At 74.5% G+C, this 21,368-nt stretch carries 15 protein-coding genes and 1 pseudogene; 9 read left to right on the top strand and 7 right to left on the bottom strand.

Annotation, left to right across the window (positions count from 1 at the left end; translation table 11 throughout):
* Window positions 1–84: 84 nt before the first annotated feature.
* From GA0070603_RS30300 to GA0070603_RS30285, 4 genes are read left to right on the top strand one after another with little or no spacing between them, the layout of a single operon-like run.
* Window positions 85–2,649 carry a fibronectin type III domain-containing protein gene (locus tag GA0070603_RS30300; RefSeq protein WP_244282768.1) on the top strand — a complete coding sequence of 855 codons (2,565 nt, stop codon included), beginning with the start codon at window positions 85–87 and terminating at the stop codon, window positions 2,647–2,649.
* A gap of 29 nt (window positions 2,650–2,678) precedes the next feature.
* Window positions 2,679–3,674 carry an AAA family ATPase gene (locus tag GA0070603_RS30295; protein WP_091321072.1) on the top strand — a complete coding sequence of 332 codons (996 nt, stop codon included), beginning with the start codon at window positions 2,679–2,681 and terminating at the stop codon, window positions 3,672–3,674.
* A 3-nt stretch (window positions 3,675–3,677) separates the two neighbouring features.
* Window positions 3,678–4,886, top strand: coding sequence for a DUF58 domain-containing protein (locus tag GA0070603_RS30290; RefSeq protein ID WP_091321071.1), 1,209 nt, complete (start codon window positions 3,678–3,680; stop codon window positions 4,884–4,886).
* Complete coding sequence (locus tag GA0070603_RS30285) at window positions 4,862–7,183, top strand: transglutaminase TgpA family protein (protein ID WP_425270492.1); 2,322 nt, start codon at window positions 4,862–4,864, stop codon at window positions 7,181–7,183. The genes GA0070603_RS30290 and GA0070603_RS30285 overlap by 25 nt, the downstream gene beginning before the upstream one ends.
* 14 nt (window positions 7,184–7,197) lie before the next feature.
* Here the strand turns inward: GA0070603_RS30285 and GA0070603_RS30280 are convergent, their stop codons facing one another.
* Both GA0070603_RS30280 and GA0070603_RS30275 read right to left on the bottom strand, forming a co-directional pair.
* Complete coding sequence (locus tag GA0070603_RS30280) at window positions 7,198–7,998, bottom strand: SDR family oxidoreductase (protein ID WP_091321070.1); 801 nt, start codon at window positions 7,996–7,998, stop codon at window positions 7,198–7,200.
* A 1-nt stretch (window position 7,999) separates the two neighbouring features.
* Window positions 8,000–8,980: an LLM class F420-dependent oxidoreductase gene (locus GA0070603_RS30275; RefSeq protein WP_091321069.1), complete on the bottom strand. Its 981-nt coding sequence runs from the start codon at window positions 8,978–8,980 to the stop codon at window positions 8,000–8,002.
* A 147-nt stretch (window positions 8,981–9,127) separates the two neighbouring features.
* Here GA0070603_RS30275 and GA0070603_RS30270 point away from each other — a divergent pair, with 147 nt between their 5' ends.
* Together GA0070603_RS30270 and GA0070603_RS30265 are read left to right on the top strand one after the other, a co-directional pair.
* Window positions 9,128–10,363, top strand: a complete 1,236-nt coding sequence (locus GA0070603_RS30270; RefSeq protein ID WP_091321068.1) for a low temperature requirement protein A — start codon at window positions 9,128–9,130, stop codon at window positions 10,361–10,363.
* Between the two features lie 54 nt (window positions 10,364–10,417).
* Window positions 10,418–11,269 carry a DUF1028 domain-containing protein gene (locus tag GA0070603_RS30265; RefSeq protein WP_091321066.1) on the top strand — a complete coding sequence of 284 codons (852 nt, stop codon included), beginning with the start codon at window positions 10,418–10,420 and terminating at the stop codon, window positions 11,267–11,269.
* A gap of 10 nt (window positions 11,270–11,279) precedes the next feature.
* Here GA0070603_RS30265 and GA0070603_RS30260 read toward each other — a convergent pair whose 3' ends face one another.
* Window positions 11,280–11,948, bottom strand: coding sequence for a maleylpyruvate isomerase N-terminal domain-containing protein (locus GA0070603_RS30260; RefSeq protein ID WP_091321064.1), 669 nt, complete (start codon window positions 11,946–11,948; stop codon window positions 11,280–11,282).
* Window positions 11,949–12,056: 108 nt separating this feature from the next.
* On the opposite strand from GA0070603_RS30260, the gene GA0070603_RS30255 reads away from it, so the two are divergent.
* A complete protein-coding gene (locus GA0070603_RS30255; protein WP_091321062.1) occupies window positions 12,057–12,509 on the top strand; it encodes a YbhB/YbcL family Raf kinase inhibitor-like protein in 453 nt (150 codons plus the stop codon).
* A gap of 34 nt (window positions 12,510–12,543) precedes the next feature.
* On the opposite strand, the gene GA0070603_RS30250 is transcribed toward GA0070603_RS30255, so the two are convergent.
* From GA0070603_RS30250 to GA0070603_RS32690, 3 genes and pseudogenes are all read right to left on the bottom strand, one after another.
* Window positions 12,544–13,425 (bottom strand): phosphatase PAP2 family protein, encoded by an 882-nt coding sequence (locus tag GA0070603_RS30250; RefSeq protein WP_091321060.1) that lies wholly within the window; start codon window positions 13,423–13,425, stop codon window positions 12,544–12,546.
* Between the two features lie 73 nt (window positions 13,426–13,498).
* Entirely contained in the window at window positions 13,499–14,257 is a 759-nt protein-coding gene (locus GA0070603_RS31665; protein ID WP_279627514.1) for an RNA-guided endonuclease InsQ/TnpB family protein, read from the bottom strand.
* Window positions 14,258–14,844: 587 nt separating this feature from the next.
* Window positions 14,845–14,979, bottom strand: a pseudogene (locus tag GA0070603_RS32690) (helix-turn-helix domain-containing protein); the annotation flags it as partial.
* Between the two features lie 149 nt (window positions 14,980–15,128).
* On the opposite strand from GA0070603_RS32690, the gene GA0070603_RS30235 reads away from it, so the two are divergent.
* Window positions 15,129–15,803: a DUF3159 domain-containing protein gene (locus GA0070603_RS30235; protein ID WP_091322448.1), complete on the top strand. Its 675-nt coding sequence runs from the start codon at window positions 15,129–15,131 to the stop codon at window positions 15,801–15,803.
* Between the two features lie 305 nt (window positions 15,804–16,108).
* Here the strand turns inward: GA0070603_RS30235 and GA0070603_RS30230 are convergent, their stop codons facing one another.
* Entirely contained in the window at window positions 16,109–19,006 is a 2,898-nt protein-coding gene (locus tag GA0070603_RS30230; protein WP_208863093.1) for a glycoside hydrolase family 48 protein, read from the bottom strand.
* 856 nt (window positions 19,007–19,862) lie between these two features.
* On the opposite strand from GA0070603_RS30230, the gene GA0070603_RS30225 reads away from it, so the two are divergent.
* Window positions 19,863–21,356, top strand: a complete 1,494-nt coding sequence (locus GA0070603_RS30225) for a GH1 family beta-glucosidase (RefSeq protein ID WP_091321054.1) — start codon at window positions 19,863–19,865, stop codon at window positions 21,354–21,356.
* Window positions 21,357–21,368: the final 12 nt, after the last annotated feature.

The raw sequence follows: 21,368 nt of genomic DNA, 5'->3' as shown, positions 1-21,368 counted from the left end.
ACCGACGCGGGGAGGCAGCCGGCAGTGACCACCATCGAGGACGTCACGAGCACCGGGCCGGAGACGGCCCGCCCCCGGTCCCGGATGCGGGGCGGGCTGGTGACCATCGGCACGGTGGCAGCGCTGCTGGCCGCCATGGGGTTGACCGTGCTCGGGCTGGGCGCCGCCGACAACGCGGTGGCCAACTACGACGCCTCCTCCTGGTTGTGGAGCACGAGCCGCAGCGAGCTGGCCCGGGTCAACGGGGTCACCGCCCGGGTGGACACCCGGATGGAGGTGCCCGGCGGGCGGCGGCACCAGATGCAGGTCGCGCAGACCGACCGGCTGCTGATCCTGCGCGACCTGAACACCGGTCAGGTCAGCTCGCTGGACCTGGCCACCCTCCAGATCACCGCGACCACGCCGACCGCGCCGGGTCTCGGCGTGAGCGTCGCGCTGCACGAGGACGCGGCGTTCGTCGTGGACGCGGTGCAGGGCATCGTCCGGCAGTTGGACCCGCGGTCGCTGACCCCGGTGGGCGAGCCGGTGCGCTACCCGCCGGGCATCACCGGTGGGGCGTTCGACGGCGCCGGCAAGCTGTGGGTCGCGGTGCCGAGCGAGGGCACCGTCTCGGCGGTCACGGCGGCCGAGCTGCCCGCCACGCCGGGCGCCGCGCCGCCGGCCGGGCTCAGCCCGAAGCGGGTGGAGACGTACGAGGTCGCGGAGCCCGCGCACGAGCTGGTGGTGTCCACGCTGGACGAGGGGGTCGCGGTGCTCGACCGCACCTCGACCTCGCTGGTCACGGTGCGGGCCGGCCGGACGGTGCGGGCCGACCTGACGACGACCGCTCCGGGGAGCCTGCCGGCGCGCACCAGCGGGCCGCAGGTGCCGGTCACGGTGGCCGGTGAGCGGAAGGTGCACGTGGTCCGCGACAGCGCCGAGGTGCAGCGGTTCACGGTGCCGGGTGCGGGTGAGCGGCTGAGCCCGGCGGTGGCCTGGGCGGGCCGGTTCTACTGCGCCGACGAGAACACCGGCACGGTCTACTCGTTCGACGCGAACGGGCAGCTCGTGGACACCATCAAGGGCTCCGGCCGGCCGGGGCCGATGGAGCTGGAGGTCCGCGAGAACCACCTGTTCATCAACCCGCCGAACTCGTCCACGGCGCAGGTGGTGGACGACCGGAACCAGGTGCGCGAGGTCAACAAGTACGCCAACGACGTGCTCGGGGGCGACCCGCCTCCGGTTGCCCCGCCGCCGCCCCCGCCGAAGAAGCCGAAGGTGGGCAAGCCGGGCGCGCCGCGCGCGGTGACCGCCGCCGCGGGGAACGCGTCGGCGCGGGTGAGCTGGCAGGCGGCCGCGTCCAACGGCGCCGAGATCACCCGGTACGTGGTGGAGGGCGCCGGCCAGCGCCACGAGGTGGGTGCGAACCAGCGTGCCCTGGAGATCACCGGGTTGACCAACGGCGAGACGTACACGTTCGCGGTGCACGCGGTGAACGCCAAGGGCGACGGGCCGGCGCGGAGGAGCAACCCGGTGACGCCGACCGCCGCCGTGCCGGACCCGCCGGCCAGCGTGACGGCGGAGGCCCGGCCGGACGGCACGGTGCTGGTGACGTGGCCGGCGGCAAACGGCCAGGGCAACACCGTCACGAAGTACGCGGTGACGGCCAGCTCGGCGGGCGCGACCGCCCCGGCGGGCGAGTCGCCGAAGACCGAGCTGGTCATCCCGGCGGGTCAGTTGGAGTACGGCACGCAGTACGCGTTCACGGTGATCGCGGTGAGCGACAAGGGCGCCGGGTCGAAGGCGTCGCCGGTGAGCAACACGGTGGTGCCGTTCACCGTGCCGAAGGCGCCCACCGAGCTGCGCGCGTCCACGGTGGCCGAGCAGCCGGGCACCATCGCGGTGCAGTGGGCGCCGGCCGTGGACAACGGCCGTCCGGTGACGAAGTACGTGGTGGAGGCCGCCGGGAAGACCACCGAGGTGACCGACGTGCAGACCACCATCGGCGGGCTGGGTGACGGGCAGAACGTCACGGTGAAGGTGAAGGCGGTCAACGAGGCCGGTCCGGGCGCGGAGGCCAGCACCACGGCCCGCACGGTGGCCGCGCCCCGGGTCACGGTGACCGGCTCGTCGGCCGACGCCACCTCGGTGACGGTGGCGTTCACCGTGGACGCGGGCGGTGGCCGGGCCACCTGCTCGGCCGCCACGGGCGGCAAGACGGCGAGCGGGAGCTGCTCCAGCCTGCGGGTGACCGGCCTGACGCCGGGCACGGCGTACACGGTGACGGTGACCGCGACCAACGCGGCGGGCAAGGGCACCGCGACCCGGGCGCAGAGCACGGACGCGCTCTACGGGATCGCCACCTGTAACAACGGTCCGGACGGCGATCAGCGCACGTACTGCAATGCGGAGGTGGACGGCCGCAACGGCAATGAGATCTTCTCGGTGCCGCAGCAGCTCAACGCCAAGCAGGTCGGGTGGGCGAAGCCTGGCACCCGGCTGAAGGCGTACTGCAAGAAGCAGGGTGAGAACGTCGACGCCTGGATCTACAACAACCAGAAGCAGAGCACCTGGTGGGTGCAGGTCGAGTACTCGGGCAAAAACTACATCCCGTGGGCCTGGCTGAACCTGGAGGGTGGCGACAACATCAACCTCCTGCCCACCTGCTGACCGCGCCGCACCGAGGAGCACCCGCACCCGTGAACACCCACGAACCGCTCACCCAGCCGGAGGTGCAGGGCTTCGCCGCCCTGGCCGCCCGGCTGGCCGAGAACGTCAACGCGGTCGTGCTGGGCAAGCCGCAGGTGGTCCGGCTGGCGCTGACCGCCCTGTTCGCCCAGGGGCACGTCCTGCTGGAGGACGTGCCGGGGGTGGGCAAGACGACGCTGGCCCGGGCGATCGCGGCGACGGTCAAGGGGCAGTGGCGGCGTATCCAGTTCACCCCGGACCTGCTCCCCTCGGACGTGTCCGGGGTGACCATCTTCAACCAGGCCACCCGGGGCTTCGAGTTCCACCCGGGGCCGGTCTTCGCGAACATCGTGATCGCCGACGAGATCAACCGGGCCTCGCCGAAGACCCAGTCGGCGCTGCTGGAGGTGATGGAGGAGCGCACGGTCACCGTGGACGGCGTACGCCACCCGGTGCCACAACCGTTCCTGGTGGTGGCCACCCAGAACCCGGTGGAGATGGACGGCACCTACCGGCTGCCCGAGGCCCAGCTCGACCGGTTCCTGGTGAAGCTGTCCGTCGGCTACCCGGACGAGGCGGTCGAGGTGGAGGTGCTGCGGGGCGCCACCCTGCGCTCCCCCGACTCGCTCACCGCGGTCACCGACACGGCCACCGTCGGCGAGATGGTGAAGATGGCCCGGCGGGTGCACATCGCCGAGCCGCTCTACGCGTACGCGGTGCGGCTGGCCGCGGCGACCCGCACCCACCCGCAGGTGCGGGTCGGGGTCAGCCCTCGGGGCGTGATCGCGCTGACCCGGGCGGCGTGCGCGTACGCGCTGATCGACGGGCGGGGCTGGATCATGCCGGAGGACCTGAAGACGCTTGTCGAGCCGGTCTTCGCGCACCGGCTGCTGCTCACCCCGGACGCGCAGGTGCGCGGGGTGACCGCTGCCGACGTGCTGCGCCAGGCGGTCGCCTCGGTGCCGGTGCCGCTGCCGTCGGGCCAGCCCGCCCCGGTCCACGGCTGACCGGTGGGGATCACCGCCCGCGGCGTCGGGCTGCTCGTGGCCGCCGTCGTGCTGCTCGGCGTCGGCTTCCGGTACGCGTACCCGGAGCTGACCGTGCTGGGCGCGGCGGCCGGCGTCGCGGTCGGGTACGCCCTGGTCACCGCGGCCTGGCGCCCCCGGTTGACGGTGGAGCGGGTGGCCGACCCGGACCGGGTGGCCCGGGGCGAGCCGGCGGCCATGGTGCTGACGGTGCGCAACACGGGCCGGCTGCGGGCGGCGAACCTGCTGGCCGAGGACCGCTGCGGCGGGCGCCTGGTGCCGGTGCCGGTGCTGCGGCTGCGCCCCGGCCGGGACACCGAGGTGCGCTACCCGGTGCCGACCCGGCGCCGGGGCGTGGTGCCGGTCGGTCCGCTGCGGGTGACCCGGCGCGACCCGCTGGGCCTGGTGGCGCTGGCGCGCTCGTACGGGGAGATGGTGCCGGTGTGGGTGCACCCGCGCATCCATCCACTGTCGGCGGTGCCGACCGGCGCCGGCCGGAGCCTGGACGGGCGGGTCGACAGCGTGCCGCACGGCTCGATCACCTTCGACTCGCTGCGCGAGTACGTGGTGGGTGACGAGTTGCGCCGGGTGCACTGGCGGACCAGCGCCCGGGTGGGCGAGCTGATGGTGCGGGAGAACGTGGACACCAGCCTGCCCCGGCTCGTGGTGGTGCTGGACAACCGGGCGGCCGCCCACCCGGACCGGGACGCCGGGGTGGCCGAGTCGTTCGAGTCGGGCTGCGAGGCGGCGGCGTCGGTGGTCGCCGCCGCGATCCGGGAGGACCTGCCGGTGAGCCTGCTGGTCGTCGCGCCCGCCCCCGAGGAGCCGGCCGGAGGCACGGACGGCTCCGGATCCCCGCGCCGCGGCGGGCACGCCGGGCTGGAGGCGCCGCGCGACCCGTTGGATCGGCTCGCCGCGGCGGAGCTTGCCGACGGTGGGGAGGACGTGCTGCGGGCCGCGCTGACCCGGCTGCGGCAGGACCGGCTCGGCGACACGCTTGTCTTCCTCACCGGGCCGGGCGCCCGCGGCGACCTGGGGCACGTCGGCGCGCTGCGCGGCGCGTACCCCTCGGTGGTGGTGGGGATGTTCGGCGCGCCGGAGCCCACGGCGGCCGGCGTGGCGGGCCTGGTCGTGGTGGACGCCGCCGACGGCGCCGGGTTCGCCGCCGAGTGGGACGGGATCCGCCGGTGGTGACCGCGGCCCCGCCGCGTCCGGCGGTCGACGCGCCGGCCGGGCCGGACGGCGGGACCGGTGGCGTCGCGGCGCGGGTGCTGCGGGCCGTGCCGGTGCCGCTGGCGCTGATCGTCATGATCTCCCTGGCCGGCGTGGTGCTCGGCCGGGTGTACGCGGATCCGCTGCTGACCCGCCTCACGGCCGGCGCCGCGGTCGGCTCGGTGCTGGTCAGCGTGGCGGCCCGGCGCCTGCCGTCGTGGCTGGTGGCGCCGCTGTCGGTGGCCGCGCTGGCCGGCTGGACGCTGCTGTCGCTGCGGCTGGCGGCCAGCCACGCGGCGCTGCCGGGCGGCCTCGGCGAGGTCGCGGCGGACGCCGCCCGCAACGCGATCCCCCGGCTGCTCACCGCGATGATCCCGGTGGAGCCGGCCCCGGACACCGTGCTGGTCCCGGTGGTGGCGGCCTGGCTGACCGGGCTGGCCGCCGCCGAGGTGGCGCTGCGGGCCGGCCGGGTGCTGCTCGGCTACCTGCCGCCGGTGCTGCTCTACGCCGGCGCGCTCTACGTGGTCGGGCCGAACGCGGGCCCGGCGGTCGGGCCGACGGTGGTGTTCGCGGCGGTCGCCGCCGTCGGCCTGGCGGTGCCGGCCGGGCGGGCCGGCCCGGCCGCCGCGGACCCGGTCGCCGGTCTCGCGCCGGCGGTGCGTGCGGCGGTGCGGCTGCGGCTGCTCGCGGCGAGCGCGGCCGGGGTGGCGGTGGTGGTGGCGCTCGCGGCGCTGCTCGCCCCGGTGGTGGCCGGCCAGGTGGACGCCCGCCCGGTCGACCCGCGCCGCTACGTCGAGCCGCCGCAGGTGGAGTCGCTGGACGAGAACCCGCTGATCCGGATCTCCGGATGGGCGCTGAACCCGGACCAGAAGCTGCTGGACGTGCGGACCGAGGCGGGCTCGGCGGACGCGGGCCCGCCGCGGATCCGGCTGGCGGTGCTCAGCGACTACGACGGGGTGACGTGGCGGGTGGGCGCGACGTACCGCAACGCGGGGCGGATCCTTCCGGCCGGCGAGCCGGCGCCGGGCGCCACCACGGACCCGGTGCGCCAGGAGATCACCGTGGCCGACCTGACCGGGAAGCTGCTGCCCGCCGTGCCGGCCCCGCGCGAGGTGACCGGAGCGCGGGTCGCGTACGACCCGGCGACCGGGACGCTGATCCGGCCGGAGGGGCTGGCGCCGGGGCTGCGGTACACGGTCGCCTCGGTCCGGGAGCGCCCGGACACGAACCTGATCAGCACCGCGAACGTGCCGGCCGGTGACGCGGTGGCCCGGGTCCTGCGGGTCGCCGACGGCGCGCCGGAGCAGCTGCGCCGGCTCGCCACCCAGCTCGCCGAGGAGAACGGCGCCCCGTACGCCCGGGCCACCGCGATCGCCGACTTCCTGGCCGAGCACTACCGGGTGACCGCGGACGCGCCGAGCGGGCACGCGTACCCGAACCTGGCGTTCTTCCTGTTCGGACCGCGCAACGGCGGCGGGCAGCGGGGCACCTCCGAGCAGTTCGCCGCGTCGTTCGCGGTGCTGGGCCGGCTGGCCGGCCTGCCCACCCGTGTGGTGGTCGGCTTCGAGCCGAAGGCGGACGGGCCGGTCCGGGCCGCGGACGCGTACGCCTGGCCGGAGGTGCTGTTCGAGGGCGTCGGCTGGGTGCCGTTCGACCCGATGCCGCGCCCGGACGAGCAGCCGCGCCCGGTGGAGGAGGACTTCCGGCCCAAGCCGGAGGATCCGCCCCCGTCCGAGGTGCCCGCGCCGACCGTGGAACCCACCGCCACCCCGCCGGCGGCGGCCGGCCCCGACGGGCGGGGCGGGCCGGCCGGACCGGGCACGCCGGTGCTGGTCGGTGGGGGCGTCGGCGGCCTGGCCCTGCTGGTCGGAGGGCTGCTGCTGGCCCTGGCCGCGATGCGCCGGAACCTGACCCGCACCCGGCTGGCGCAGGGCGACCCGGGGCGCCGGATCGCCGGCGCCTGGCGGGAACTCACCGACGCGCTGCGGCTGGCCGGCCACCCGGTGGGGGCGGACCTGTCGGCCGCCGAGGTCGCCGAACGGGCCCGCCGCGCCCTCGCCGAGGCGCAGGCCGCGCAGGTCCCGGTGGCTGGCGAGGTGGACGAGCTGGGCGGACTGCTCAACCAGGTGGCGTTCGCCCCCGGCACGGCCACCCCCGCCCAGGCCGACCGGGCGACAGCCGTCGCCGCCACCTACGTCGCCGCCCTGCGGGCCACCCGCTCCCGCTGGCGTCGCTTCCTGTGGACCGTCCACCCCGGCCCGCTGCGCTGGCGCCGCTGACCCGGCCCGGGAGTCTAGTGATCGGCGGCGCGCAGCTTGCGGACGAGTTTGCGCAGGCCGGCCTGCCAGCCGTCGGGGTCTTCGGCACGGCGGCGGGCGTAGCCGGCGACCTCCGGGTGCGGCAGGATGAGGAACCGCTCCTCGGCCAGCCCGGCGATGGTGGCGTCGGCGACCTGGTCGGGGGTGAGCACCGCGCCGGAGGCGGCGATCACCCGGGCGCCCAGGTGCCCCTCGGCGAGGCCACCGGCGAGCATCGGGGTGTCCACGCCCTGCGGGCAGAGCGCGCTGACCCGGATGCCCTCGTCCCGGTAGGTGATGGCGAGCCACTCGGCGAGACCGACCGCCGCGTGCTTCGTGGCGGTGTACGGGGCGTCGCCCACCGCGGTCAGCACGCCCGCCGCCGAGCAGGTGAACAGCAGGTACCCCTGGCCGCGGCGGAGCATCGCCGGCAGCACGGCCCGGGCGCTGTGCACGTGCCCCAGCACGTTGACCCGCCAGGCGCGTTCCCAGTCGGCGTCGGGCGCCTCCACTCCCCCGCCGGTGGCCACCCCGGCGTTCGCGCAGAACAGGTCGATCCGGCCGTACCGGCGCTCGGCCTCGTCGACGAGAGCCCGCACCTGCGCCTCGTCGGTGACGTCGAGCCCGACGCCGTGCGCCACCGGGCCGATGCCCTCGGCCACCCCGCGCGCGGCGTCGGCGTCCAGGTCGGCCAGGACGACGGCGGCGGCGCCCTCGGCGGCGAACCGGCGGCCGAGCGCGGCGCCGATGCCGCCGGCCCCGCCGGTGATCACGGCCACCCGGTCGGTCAGGTTCATGTCAGCCCGCCTCTCCGCCGGTCACGCCGAGCCGTGGGATCAGCCCGGCCAGGGCCGCCGCGCCGCCGGCGGTCAGTTCGGGGGTGGGCAGCAGCGCCAGCACGGGCACGTCGACGCCGTGGTCGGCGTAGCGGCGGACCCCGGCGACGCACTCCTCGGGCGAGCCGTGCAGGACCAGCGCGTCGACCACCTCGTCCGGCACCGCCGCCGACGCGCCCCGCCGGTCGCCGGCGGCCCACGCCTCCCACATGGGACCGAGGCTGTCGTGGCGCCCCAGCCAGCGGTGGAAGGCCGCGTACGCCGGCACGGTGAGGTAGCCGGTGATCAGCCGGCGGCCCAGCGCCCGGGCGTACGCGGCGTCCTCGGTGGGACAGACGAAGATCCGGGCGGCGACCTCGAAGCCGGGGCGGCGCTCGCCCAGTTCGGCCAGGGCGGTCGGCACGTCCTCGGCGGCCAGCCAGTTGAGGACCACCCCGTCGGCCTCGGCGGCGGCGAGCCGCAGCATGCCGGGACGCAGCGCGGCCAGCAGCACCGGCGGCGGCACGGCCGGCGGGCGTTCCAGGGTGAACCGCCGGACGGTGAAGGTGTCGTACGCCTGGTCGACGGTCTCGCCGCGCAGCGCCGCCCGCAGGAAGCGCAGCACGTCCCGGGTCCGCTTGACCGGCTCGTCGAAGGGCACCGCGTTCCAGTCCCGGACGAGCACCGGCGAGGAGGCGCCGATGCCCAGCGCGAAGCGGCCCGGCGCGGCCTCGGCCAGGGCGGCGGCGCTCATGGCGAGCAGGCCGGGGCCCCGGGTGAACACCGGGGCGATGGCGGTGCCCAGCCGCAGCCGCGGTTGCCAGGCGGCGGCGAGCGCCAGCGGCGTGAACGCGTCGGTCCCGGCGACCTCCGACGACCAGACGTCGGTGAAGCCGGCCCGGTCGAGCGCGGCGTAGACCGGGGCGTGGTCGGCGAGGGTGACGCCGGCCAGCGGCACCGTCATGCCCCATCGATTCGTCACCTGTCGATCGTGCCCGGTCGCCGCCGCCCCGAGCAAGATCCCGCGCCTTCAGGGCGATACGCGCGATGCGCCGCCCTACGCCCGGAAAGAGTGCTACGACTGCCAGGTGGAGCGGACCGGGAGGCGGCGGTGAGAACGCCGGAGCCGGCCGCCCTGGTCGGGCCGGAGACCGGCCCGAACCGCGCCACGTTCGTGGAACTCTTCTTCGACCTGGTGTTCGTCTTCGCGCTGACCCGGATCTCCGCCCGGGCCTTCGAGGACCTGGCGTTGGAGGGGGGCAAGACCGGCTGGACGGCGGTGACCGGGGGCGGCAAGACGCTGCTGCTGTTCCTCGCGCTCTGGGCGGTCTGGCAGGGCACCGCCTGGACCACCAGCCGCTACGACCCGTTCCACATCTTCCTCCAGCTCATCGTGATCATCGCGCTGGTGGGCAGCATGGTGATGGGGGTGGCCATCCCCCGCGCGTTCAGCTCCACCGGGCTGGCGTTCGCCGTCGCGTACGTGGTGACGCAGGTGAGCCGGCCGGCGATCCTGCTGCTGACGCTGCGCCGGCTCCAGCACCGCCGGCTGAAGCTGCGCATGTTGATCACCTTCAGCGTGACCGGGGTGCTCTGGCTGGCCGGCGCGCTGCTGCCCACCGACCCGCGGGTGACGCTGTGGACACTGGCGCTCCTGCTGGAGTACCTGGCGTCGCGGTTCGGCTGGCCGGTCCCCGGGCTGGGGCGGTCCACCGTCTCCCGCTGGGACATCCACGGCGAGCACCTGGCCGAGCGCTACCAGCAGTTCTTCCTGGTCGCGCTCGGCGAGACGATCCTGGTCGCCGGTCTGGCGTACAGCCGGACCCCGGACGACGCCAGCCGCACCGCCGCCTTCGCCGCCGCGCTGCTCACCTCGGTGCTGTACTGGCGGATCTACGTGCAGCGGGCCGGGCGGATCCTGGGCGAGGCGGTCACCCGGGCCGCGCACCCGGCCACCATCGGCCGCTCCGCCGCCGACACCCACCTGGTGATGGTGATCGGCGTGGTGTCCAGCGCGATCGGCTACGAGCTGGTCAGCGAGCACCCGACCGGCAACAACCAGGTCGGCTGGCTCGCCATGATCCTCGGTGGTCCGGCGCTGTTCCTGCTCGGGCGGGCACGCTTCGAGTACGAGGTGTTCGGCCGGGTGTCCCCGTCGCGCTGGGTCGCCATTCTCGTCCTGCTGCTGCTCATGCCGGTGCTCAAGCCCGTGGTGTCGCTGACCGCGTCCGTCGCCACGCCGTTGGCAGCGGCGATCGCCGCGCCGCTGGTGCTGCTCGGGGTGGCGATCGCCGACGCCCGCCGCGCCTGGGGCCGCCCACCCGAGGCGGCCGCCCCGCCGTTCTGACCGCACCCCGTCGCGGGCCACCGCCGCCCGCCGCTCCGGCGCTACCATCCGCGGGTGACCTTCTCGATCGTCGCCCGCTCCGCCGACGGCCTCCTGCACGGCGTCGCCGTGGCCAGCAAGTTCCTCGCCGCCGGGGCCATCGTTCCGGCCGCCGAGGCCGAGGTCGGCGCGCTCGCCAGCCAGGCACACGCCAACCTGGCGTACCGGTCGCAGGGGCTGGCGCTGCTGCGCACCGGGGTCCCCGCGGCGGACGTGGTGGCCGGCCTCATCGCCGCGGACCCGGGCCGCGACGACCGGCAGCTCGGCGTGGTCGGCGCGCACGGCGACGGCGCCACCTGGACCGGGCCGCGCTGCCACCCGTGGGCGGGCGGCCGGTCCGGCGACGGCTGGGCCGCGCAGGGCAACATCCTGGCCGGCCCTGAGGTCGTCGACGCGCTCCGGGACGCCTGGCTCGGCGGGGCGGACCTGCCGTTCCCGCAGCGGCTGCTGGCCGCCCTCGCCGCCGGCGACCGGGCCGGCGGCGACCGGCGCGGCCGGCAGAGCGCCGCCCTGTTCGTCGTGCAGCGCCACGGCGGCTACGCCGGCACCGGCGACGAACTGGTCGACCTGCGGGTCGACGACCACCGTGACCCGGTCGGCGAACTGGGCCGGCTCCTCGACATCCACACCCTGCTGTTCGGCAAGCCCGACCCGGCGACCCTGCTCGACCTCACCGGCCCGGTCGCCGACGAGGTGGCGGCGCTGCTGGCCGCCGCCGGTCACCCGGTCGGCGCCGCCGGGCTGGAGGAGGCGCTCGACGCCTGGGCCGGCGTCGAGAACCTGGAGGAGCGCATCGTCCCCGGCCGGATCGACCCGGTCGTCCTGGACCACCTGCGGCGCACCACGGCGGCGGTCGCCGGCGGCTGACCGCCGCCGCTCAGCCGCCGAAGGAGAGCCAGCGGAAGCCCGTCCGGTCCAGCACCGCCCGCTCCGCGTCGGTCAGCGGCACCCGCCCGGTGGCCTTGCGCACCAGGGTCAGCGCGTCCCAGCCGAGCCCGTCGGGCGTCGCCCCGTTCGCGAGCAGGTCGGCGACCACCGCCGCCGCGGTCGGCGTCAGCCAGGGTCGCCGGTCCAGCGCGTCGGCCAGGTCCAGGCCGTGCACCGCGACCTCCACCACGCGGGTACGCAGGAACTCGGTGAGCGCCATCGCGTCGCCGTGCCGGGTGCGGACCAGCCGCCCCGGCGGCTCGGCGGCCACCGCCGCGTCGGCGGCCCGCCAGGCCCGCGCGAAGCCGTCGGCCACCTCGGGTACGCCGGGCACCTCCCGCGCCTCCCGCCGGGCGCCGTCGATCCGGTCCCGGTCGACGTCGGGCGCGAACTTGGCCGCCCCGAAGTAGCCGGCCGCGTCCACCTCGGCGCGCTCGGGGGCCGGCGCGGCGAGCATGCCGACCAGCCGCCCGGCACCGGTGCGCACGTGTGCCAGCAGGTCCCGCACGCTCCACGGCGGGCAGGGCGTGGGCCGGTCCAGGTCCGCCGCGTCGAGGCCGCGCAGCACCCCTTCCAGGCGTACGCACTCGTCGCGGAACGCCGCCCGTACCGTGTCCATCCGTCCGTCCTCCCCTGTCCGGTCCGTACCCGTCCGGCCAGCCTGCCACCGCCGTTTCGTCGGCCGGCCGCCGGGTACGCGCCGGTCGACGAGGAGAGGGGGCGCCGAATGGCCGGCATCATGCTGCGCAGCACCGCGTTCACCGACCACGACCTGCTGCCCGGGCGGTTCGCCATGGACGGCGACAACATGTCACCGCCGTTGCAGTGGTCGGACGTGCCGGACTCCACCGAGGAGCTGGTCCTGCTCGTCGAGGACCCGGACGCCGGCAAGGAGCCGTTCCTGCACTGGCTGGTCACCGGGATCTCGCCGGAGGCCGGTGAGGTGCCCGAGGGCGGGGTGCCGCCCGGCGGCCGGGAGTGGCCGAACAGCTTCGGCGAGACCGGTTGGAGCGGGCCGCATCCACCGCGGGGTGAGGAGGCGCACCGCTACTTCTTCCGCCTCTACGCGCTGAACCGCCCGCTGGACCTGTCCGGCGCGCCGCAGGCCGCCGACGTGCACCGCGCGCTCAAGGGCCGGGAGATCGCCAGCGGCACCACTGTCGGCACCTACTACCGCTGACCCGCTCCGGGGACCGGCCGGTGATCCCGGCCGGTCAGCCCTTCCAGCGGGGCACCAGGCGGTGCACCACGGCGAGCACCAGCGCGGCCACCACGGCGATCGTGCCGGCGATGCCGGCCGCGCTGCCCGCGTACCCGACGAAGAGCGGGCGGCGGGTGAGTTCCTCGACGGGGACGGTGGAGCGGTCGACCAGCCAGGACAGGGCGAGCGCGGAGACGACCAGGGCGACCGCGCCGGCGAGGCCGAGCACCACGGCGGCGGCGCGGTGCGCGTCGTCCGGGGAGACGACGGCCTCTTCCCGCTGGAAGAACAGGAGCACGAGACCGGCGGCCGCGGCCCAGGCGCCGACCACGAGGAACGCGGCGACGGCGTCGCTGGGCCGGTGCCAGCCGGCGGAGAGGGTGGCCACCCCGGCGGCGGCCGCGTAACCGGCGCCGAGGAACGCGCCGGCCACCCGCAGCTTCGGCGGCAGCACCAGGATCAGCGCGATCGCCACGGACGCCGCGACGGCGGTGTGCCCGCTGGGCAGGCTGTTGCCGGCGGCGGCCCGTTCCGGGTCGATGCCGAAGTCGGGGCGGTCCAGGTAGCGCTTGAGCAGTTGGGTGCTGACGTTGGCGCCGGCGATGAGCAGGGTGGCGGTGACGGCGAGCGCCTTGCGGCCGCGGATCAGCGCGATGAAGCCGATCATGGCGGTGACCGCCAGCAGCGACACCACCGACATGGCGTTGAGGATGCGGTTCACCGGCCCGTCGATGCGGTCCTGGCCGATCCGGTTGCCGGTCAGCGCGACGGTGTCCAGCCACTGGCCCAGCTCGGTGTGCACGGCGAAGCGCCACACCAGCAGGAACGCGGCCGTCTGGGCCAGGGCCAGTACGACCAACCAGACCGCCGTCCAACCCCTCGCCGTCTCGCGCACCCGGACAACTTAACGGTAGGCCGGCTCGGGCGCTCGTCGGAGGAGCACCGCGACCGCCGGGTTACGGCCTGTTTCATAACTCGGTGGAGTTGTGAGACAGCGCCCTTCTCGGGCGTCCGCGCCTCGCCCCGGGTGGGGTGGGTGCGGTTCCTGCGTCATCGGGGCCGGTTTCGCCCGCGCGTGTGCGCGGGCCAGAGCCTTCCCCTCGGCCGGCGTTGGTGACCGGGCCCCCTGCGGGGAGGTCCCGGGACTGGGCGTGGTGCTGCTCGGCCCAGACAGCGAGGTTGACTGCGGCATTGTGGTCCCGATCGGCATGATGCCCGCACGCCTGGCAGGTGAACGTGCGCTGGTGCAGAGGCAGTGCGGGGGCCACGCTCCGGCATGCGGAGCAGGTCTTGGTCGACGGGTACCAGCGGTCGACCAGGGCCAGTTGGCCGCCGCGCCACTGCTGCTTGTAGGCCAGTTGGCGGGCCAGTTCGCCCCATGCCGCGTCGGCGACCGCCGACGCCAGGCGCCGGTTGCCGAGCATGCCGGTGACGGTGAGGGTCTCGATGGCGAGCCGGTCGTGGGTATTGACCAGCTGGTTGGAGACCTGGTGCAGGAAACGGCGCCGGATCGCGGCCACGCGGGCGTGGTGGCGGCCCAGCCTGGCTGCGGCCTTGCCCGGTTGTAGGAGCCGCGCTGTTTGCCGGTGACCTTCCGCGACAGGCGGCGCTGGCGCGCCACCGCCGCCCGGGCGGGCCGTGGCCAGCCGTCGACCCGCAGGACCTGCGTGCCGTCGGCGCGCGCTGCGGCGACGAACGTCGACAGCCCCCGGTCGACACCCACCCACCCTGCGGCGTCGGTGTTGGGCTGGTGGCGGCGGGCCTCGTGCAGGTCGGCGGCTTCGCAGGTCAGTGACACCGCCCACCGGCCGGCCCGGTGGCTGACCGTCGCGGACACGACCTTCGCCCGCCCCTTGGCCAGCATGCGCCGCAGCCGGCGGGTGTCCTGCCGTACCGTCAGGGTGCCGATGCCGGGCAGGGTCACGGTACGCGGCGCGTGCTCACCGACCCGGATACCCGCCCGCCCAGCGGCAGAGGTCCTGCTGCGGATCCGAAACGACAGCGGTGCGCGTTTCTTGGACTTGAACCTCGGAAAACCGACCCGCCGACCCCGCCTGTGACCGGTGCGCGATGCCTTGTACGCCGACAAGCCGCGGCCGAGATCGACCGCGGCTTCTTCAAAAACCTGCTGACATACCTCGCCCCGCCACGCCAGACCGGTCACCTGCACCGTGACGGTCCCGTCGCCGGCAGCGACCATCACCCGGCCCGCGTCACCCGAGCGTTTCCACCTGTTGAACGCGTTGATCAGATCGAAGCCCGACCACGGCACCTTGCCGACCGTCCCACCGCGCTTGCCGTCCAAAGCGTCCTTGACCAGCCGCAGGCACTGGTTGTAGCCGAACCGGGCCGCACCCGCATGCCGACGCAACACAAACTCCTGCTCGACGGTCGGGCTCAGACAAAATCGGAACGTGGTGAAACGGGCCACGGCAACGCACCATGCCATATACCACCGACAAACAGCCACCACCTGTACAGACCCAGAAATCCACCCACGGAGCAACCGACAACAATGGCTCACAACGCCCAGCCGTTCACTTATGAAGCACGCCGTAGGTTGGGGACGCGACGGGAGGAGGTGGGCGGGTGACCAGCATGCCGGAGCCGGAGCGGCTGTCCGGGGACCGGCCGGAGTCGCTGGCCGACCTGCTCGGTGGCCGGCGGGGCGCGGTCGACGCCACGGTGCCGCCGGTGGCGTTCGCCATCGGCTGGCTGGCCGCCGGGCTGTGGGGCGGGGTGGTCGCCGCGGTGCTGGCCGGCACGGCGGTGGCGGGCTGGCGGTGGCGGCGCGGGGACCGGCCGCGCTCGGTGCTGGTCGGGCTGCTCGCCGTCTGCGTGGCCGCGCTCATCGCCCTGCGGACCGGGCGGGCGACGGACTTCTTCCTGGTGCAGCTTGTCTCGAACGCGGCGAGCGGGCTGGCCTGGATGGTGAGCATCGCGGTGCGGTGGCCGCTGCTGGGCGTGCTGGTCGGCGCGGTGCTCGGCCAGCGGAGCCGGTGGCGGCGGGATCCGGCGCTGCTGCGGGCGTACGGGCGGGGCAGCTGGGTCTGGGTGGCGACCTACCTGCTGCGGCTGGCGGTGTTCGTCCCGCTGTGGCTCGGCGGGCAGGTGGTCGCGCTGGTGGTGGCGCGGGTGGCGCTGACCTGGCCGCTGGTGGCGGCGGCGCTGGCGGTGAGCTGGCTGGTGATCCGGCGCTCGCTGCCGGCGGGTCACCCGGGGCTGCGGCACCCGGTCGTGCTGTCCGATCCGGACGACGTGCCGGCGCGGTAGCCGGCCGGGCAAAGTAATGGAGAGGCCGCCACGGGGGGAGCGGCCTCTCCGGTGAAATACGTTACTCCGTCGCCGGCGCTCGCGTGATCCCGTGGAGCGCCGATTTTCGCGGGCTTTTTCGCGGCAAGTTCGTCTCCGGGCGGTTGGGTGGGCCGGTCCGTCCGCTGCGTCGGCCGGACGGCCGGCCCACCCGGCCTGACCGTGGGAGTCAGGCCGCCCGCCGACCGGGCCGCTCCGTTCCCCCTTCGGCCCGTGTCGGCCTCCGTCGCGGGCGGGCCTGGCCCGCCCGCGACGGAGTGGTCATCTCAGCCCGCCGGGAAGTAGGTGCCGTAGTCGGCGTACGCCATGGCGACGTCGGCCTGGGCCCAGAACCGGTGGTAGTTGAAGACCGGCTCGGCGCCACCGTTGAGGTACGCCTGCACCTTCGGCCAGTCCGGGTCGTTCTTGTAGAACGAGCGGATGTCCAGGAAGCTCTTGCCGGCGGCGATGGCGTCGCCGTTGGGCATCTTCCCGGTCCAGCCCGAGGGGATGTAGAGGCCCTGGCCGTCGGCCGCGTTGTAGACGTCGTCGAAGCGCTTGTAGTCGCCGCGCTTCTCCGGCATCGAGACGCCCTTGGCGTCGGCGGCGGCCGACAGCGCGTCCAGCAGGCCCTTGGCCGTGGTCTTGGCCGCGGCGTTGCCGGACTTGGCCGCGTACGCGATGAGGGTCCGGGCGTAGGCGGCGGCGACGCCGACGTCCTGGCCCTTCACCGTCACCTCGACGTGCAGGTCGGTGTTGGGCTGCGGGCTCGTCGGGTTCCAGTTGGCGGGCTGGCCGGTCCACTTCATGTCCGAGGGGATCGACCAGTTGGTGCCGAGCGTGGTGTTGGCGATGGCCCACGGCACCCACTTGTCCAGCAGCGCCTTGGCCTTGGCGTTGCCGGTCTGGAGGTACAGCTCGGCGATCCGCTGCATCGACCAGGCCTGCATGCCGAACCACTGGTTCGACGGCGGGTCGTTGTAGACCGGGTCGACGTCGTAGAACATGCCGTAGAAGGTGGCGGTGCCGGCCGGCGGCTGGGCGTAGCTGCCGTCCCAGCTGTTGGTGGCGCCACCGGCGATGCCGCCCTCGGCGGACTGGAGCCAGGTGTAGAACTCCAGCTGCCGGTCGAAGCTCTTCTGCCAGTCCGCGGTCGCGGTCGCCGACTTGGGCTTGAGCTCCGGCACGTTGGTCAGCGCCCAGGCCGCGAGCGGGTTCTGGTAGCCGAAGTGGTTGTGGCTGGAGCCGATCCGCCACGACCAGTTCTGCGACGTGTCGTACGCGCCGCCCCAGGCGTAGTACCAGGAGAGCAGGTAGTGCGCCGAGTCGCGGCCGCTGCCGGCCGGGCAGGTGGAGGCGCCGACGCAGTTGCCGATCTTCTTGAAGTACTTGTCGAACAGCGCGTAGCGCAGGTAGTCGCCCATCTTGGCGGCCTTCGCCACGGTGGCCGCGACGTCAGCCTCCTTGCCCTGCGCCTTGGCCCAGGTCAGCGCCCAGTACGCGGCCTGCACGGCGCGGGCGTCGGCGTCCGGGGCGTTGGTGTACTTCCACTGCTTGGCCGGGGCGGCCGACTCCTTGACGAACAGGTCGAGGTAGCCGTACTGGCCGCCGTGCTTGAAGGTGTCGCAGGACGGCTGCGGCACGGTCTCCCAGACCGACTCCTGGGTGCCGCGCTGGAAGGTGTTGATGTAGGCGGGGCGGGTGGTGCCGTCGCCGCAGCGGCCGTAGCCGTAGGTGTTGTCGACGTCGAGCAGCCAGTGCATGCCGTAGATGTCACCGGTGCCGTACGTGGACTGGAGTTCGGAGCGGAGCGGGTCCTGGCCGACCGGGACGTTCGGCTCCAGGGCCGACGGGTACTGGCTGGGCAGGTTGTGCTCGGCGGCGTACTGGGGGGTGCCCGGGGCGCCGGCGGTGGGCTGGTCGGCGTGCGACGGGATGATGTACTTCTCCATCACCGTCCACGCGTTGTTGAACGGGGCCCAGTTCTGGGTGACCCGGCCGTACTGCGCCTCCAGCCAGAGCCAGAAGCTGAACGCCTCCGAGGTGGTCTCGTGGCCGTGGTCGGGCGCCTCGACGATGAGCGTCTCGACGGAGTGGTACGGCACGCCCTCGGGGCTGAAGTAGCCCGAGTTCTTGATCTTGCCGTACTGGTCGAGGAACTTCTTGATGTACGCGTTGTCCCCGCCCGGGGTGTCGTTGTCGATCTCCGTGGCGGTGACCACGACGGGCGCGAAGCCGGTGGCCGAGGCGGTGATCGTGGCGGTGCCGCCGGTGGTGTCGGCGTCCTCCGCGGCCGCGACGGTGGCGCTGACCCCGGTGTTCCAGTTGCTCGGGGTCAGGGTCAGCGTCGAGGGCGACACGGTCACGTCGCTGTCCCCGGCGACGGCGAGGGTCACCGGGACGTTGGCGGTCGGGGCGGCGCTCAGGGTGAACTTCACCGAGGAGGTGCCGCCCTCGTTGACGCTCACGGCCGACGGGGTGGCCACCAGCACCGGGCCGGAGGCCGGGTTGACGGTGAACGACTTCTCGGCCACCCCGATGCCGTTGGCGTTGTCGTACGCCTTGGCCTGCACGGTGTAGCTGCCGGCCGGCAGGTCCTCGAGGGTGTAGCCGTAGGGGGCGCTGGTGTCGGTGTTGACGAGCAGGCCGTTGCGGTAGAACTCGACCTTGCTGATCGTGCCGTCCGGGTCGGTGGCGGTGGCCGTCAGCGGCACGTCGGCCGGCGCCTCGAAGGGCCCGGACGGCACGCCGAGCGAGACCGTCGGCGGCTGGTTGGCCGGGGTGCCGTTGCAGGTGACGCCGTTGAGGGTGAACGCGGTCGGCTTCGGGTTGCTGCCCGAGTAGGCGCCGTTGAAGCCGATGGTGGTGGAGGCGCCCGTGCCGAGGCTGCCGTTCCACGACTCGTTGGTCGCGGTCACCTCGCTGCCGGACTGGCTCCACTTGGCCGACCAGCCCTGGGTCAGCTTCTGGGTGCTGTTCGGGAAGGCGAACTTCAGCGTCCAGCTGGTGAGCGCGTCACCCAGGTTCTTGATGGTCACGTTGGCGGTGAAGCCCGTGCCCCAGTCGTTCGTCGCGTAGGTCACGTCGCAGGCGGGGGCGGCCTGCGCGGCGCCCGCCGGCAGGGCCACCCCGCCGATGGCGAGGGCGGTGGCGGCGAGCATCGCCGTCCGGCGACGTCTGGCCATGAGTCTCATGTGCGCGGTGTCTCCTCGGACCGGGCCGGGACGCGGAGCCCCGGCGGGGCGCCTCCACGCGTCGACGAAGGACGGACGCGGGGGGACGGAGGCGCCCGGAAAGGTGGTCGACCCGGCCGTGCCGGGGGGATCGGGGCGCCGCACCGGTTGTCACCGGGTGCCCTCGGCGGCCCGCACTCACGCGAGCTGGCTCCGCTTCGCGGTTGAGAGTGTGCCATGGAAGCGCTCCCACCACAACGGCCAGGGCAGACACGCACGCGAATGTTTCGATCTCGTTCAGGGGGTTTCACAAACCCGTGACGGGCGTTACAGTCGCAAGCATCGCCGATGGGAGCGCTTCCATCGACGGAGATGCAAGTACAAGATCGCCGGGGACCCCCGTGTGCCCGGCGCGCCAGCCCAGCGGCTGACGGCGGGCCAGCCCGGACGCCGCCGTCAGCCAACACCCACCGACATGGAGGGAGGTGGAACCAGAGCCACTCGCGTGGCCCGGCTCCCGCGCGACACGCACGACCGGACGCCAATTCCACTCGTGCGTGTGTGCATCACAGGTGGGGACGGGGGTTGCCCTCCCCCGTCCCCACACTAAACCCCCGTTGTCGACGGGAAAAGAGGCCGACGGGACAGGCGCGAGGCGCCGCCCGGACGGCCTTCTTCGCTATCCGCCCCACCCTCGCCGCTCGCCCCCGCCCCCGAGCGACACCCCGCCCACCCACATCCCCGGCCGCCCGGCGGCCGGGCCGCGCCCCTGCCGCGGTCCGCCCTCGGGACGCGGCCGGCCGCGCCTGGCCTATGCTGGGAGCGCTCCCGGCCCCCAGGGCGGCCAGTCACTCCGAGGAGAACGCCCATGTCGCTACTCACCAGACGGCGCCTGCTCCGCCGTGCCGCCCTCTCCGCGACCGCCGCCGGCGCGGCCCGGACCGGGCTGGCCGGCGCCGCCGCGGCCGGGACCGTCGCGTCCGCCGCCGCCGTCGCCGGCTGCGACGGCACGCCCGATCCCCACGACGACGCCGACCCCGACGGCGCGCTGCGCTTCCCGTCCGACTTCGGCTGGGGCGCGGCCACCTCGGCCTACCAGATCGAGGGGGCGGCCAAGGAGGACGGGCGAGGCGAATCCGTCTGGGACACCTTCAGCCACACCCCCGGCCGCACCCGCAACGGCGACACCGGCGACGTCGCGGCCGACCACTACCACCGGTACGCCCAGGACCTCGACCTGATGCGCGACCTCGGGCTGCGCAGCTACCGGTTCTCCATCTCCTGGCCCCGCGTCCAGGCCGACGGGTCCGGCGGGCCCAACCAGCGCGGCCTGGACTTCTACCGCCGCCTCGTCGACGGGCTGCACGAGCGGGGCATCGCGCCGATGGCCACCCTCTTCCACTGGGACCTCCCCCAGGCCCTCCAGGACGCCGGCGGCTGGGAGAACCGGGACACCGCCGAGCGCTTCGCCGAGTACGCCGACGCGGTGTTCCGCGCCCTCGGCGACCGGGTGCCGGTGTGGCTGACCGTCAACGAGCCGAAGACCGTGGTGCAGAACGGCTACCTGTGGGGGCACCACGCGCCCGGCCGGCAGGACCCGGCGGCGGCGTACCTGGTCGCCCACCACCTCCAGCTCGCCCACGGCCTGGCCGTCCGCGCGCTGCGCGCCGCCGGTGTCGGGGGACGGATCGGCCCGGCGCTGAACCTGCACCCCTGCTACCCGGCCGACGACACCGCCGAGGCGGCCACCGCGACCCGGCTGTACGACGGCTACGAGAACCGGCTCTACCTGGACTCGATCTTCAAGGGCGCGTACCCGGAGGACGTGCTGGCGGACCTGGGCGCCGACAGCCGGATGGTCCGCGGCGTGCGGGACGGCGACCTGAAGATCATCTCCAGCCCGGTCGACCTGCTCGCCGTGCAGTACTACACGCCGATCTACGTCACCGGCCAGGGCGACACGGTCCGCCGGTGGCCGACCTCCGAGGCGGAGTGGCAGCAGATCTACCCCGAGGGGATGTACGACATCCTGACCCGGGTCACCCGCGACTACGGCCGGGTGCCGATCACCATCACCGAGAACGGCCTGCCCTGCCCGGACACCCTCGCCGCGGACGGCACCGTCGACGACAGCGCGCGGATCGACTTCCTCCGCGACCACTTCGCCGCCGCCCACCGGGCGATCCGGGACGGGGTGCCGCTGGAGAGCTACCACGTCTGGTCGCTGCTGGACAACTTCGAGTGGGCCGAGGGGTACGAGCAGCGCTGGGGCCTGGTCTACGTGGACTACCCGACCCAGCGCCGGGTGCTCAAGCGCAGCGCCCACTGGTACCGCGACGTGATCCGCCGCAACGGGCTCTAGCCGGGCCGGCCC

Origin of the sequence: Micromonospora chersina (assembly GCF_900091475.1) — a bacterium.
Classification (GTDB): domain Bacteria; phylum Actinomycetota; class Actinomycetes; order Mycobacteriales; family Micromonosporaceae; genus Micromonospora; species Micromonospora chersina.
Note: the sequence above shows the minus strand (reverse complement) of the source record. Positions and strands in the feature narration are given on the sequence as shown.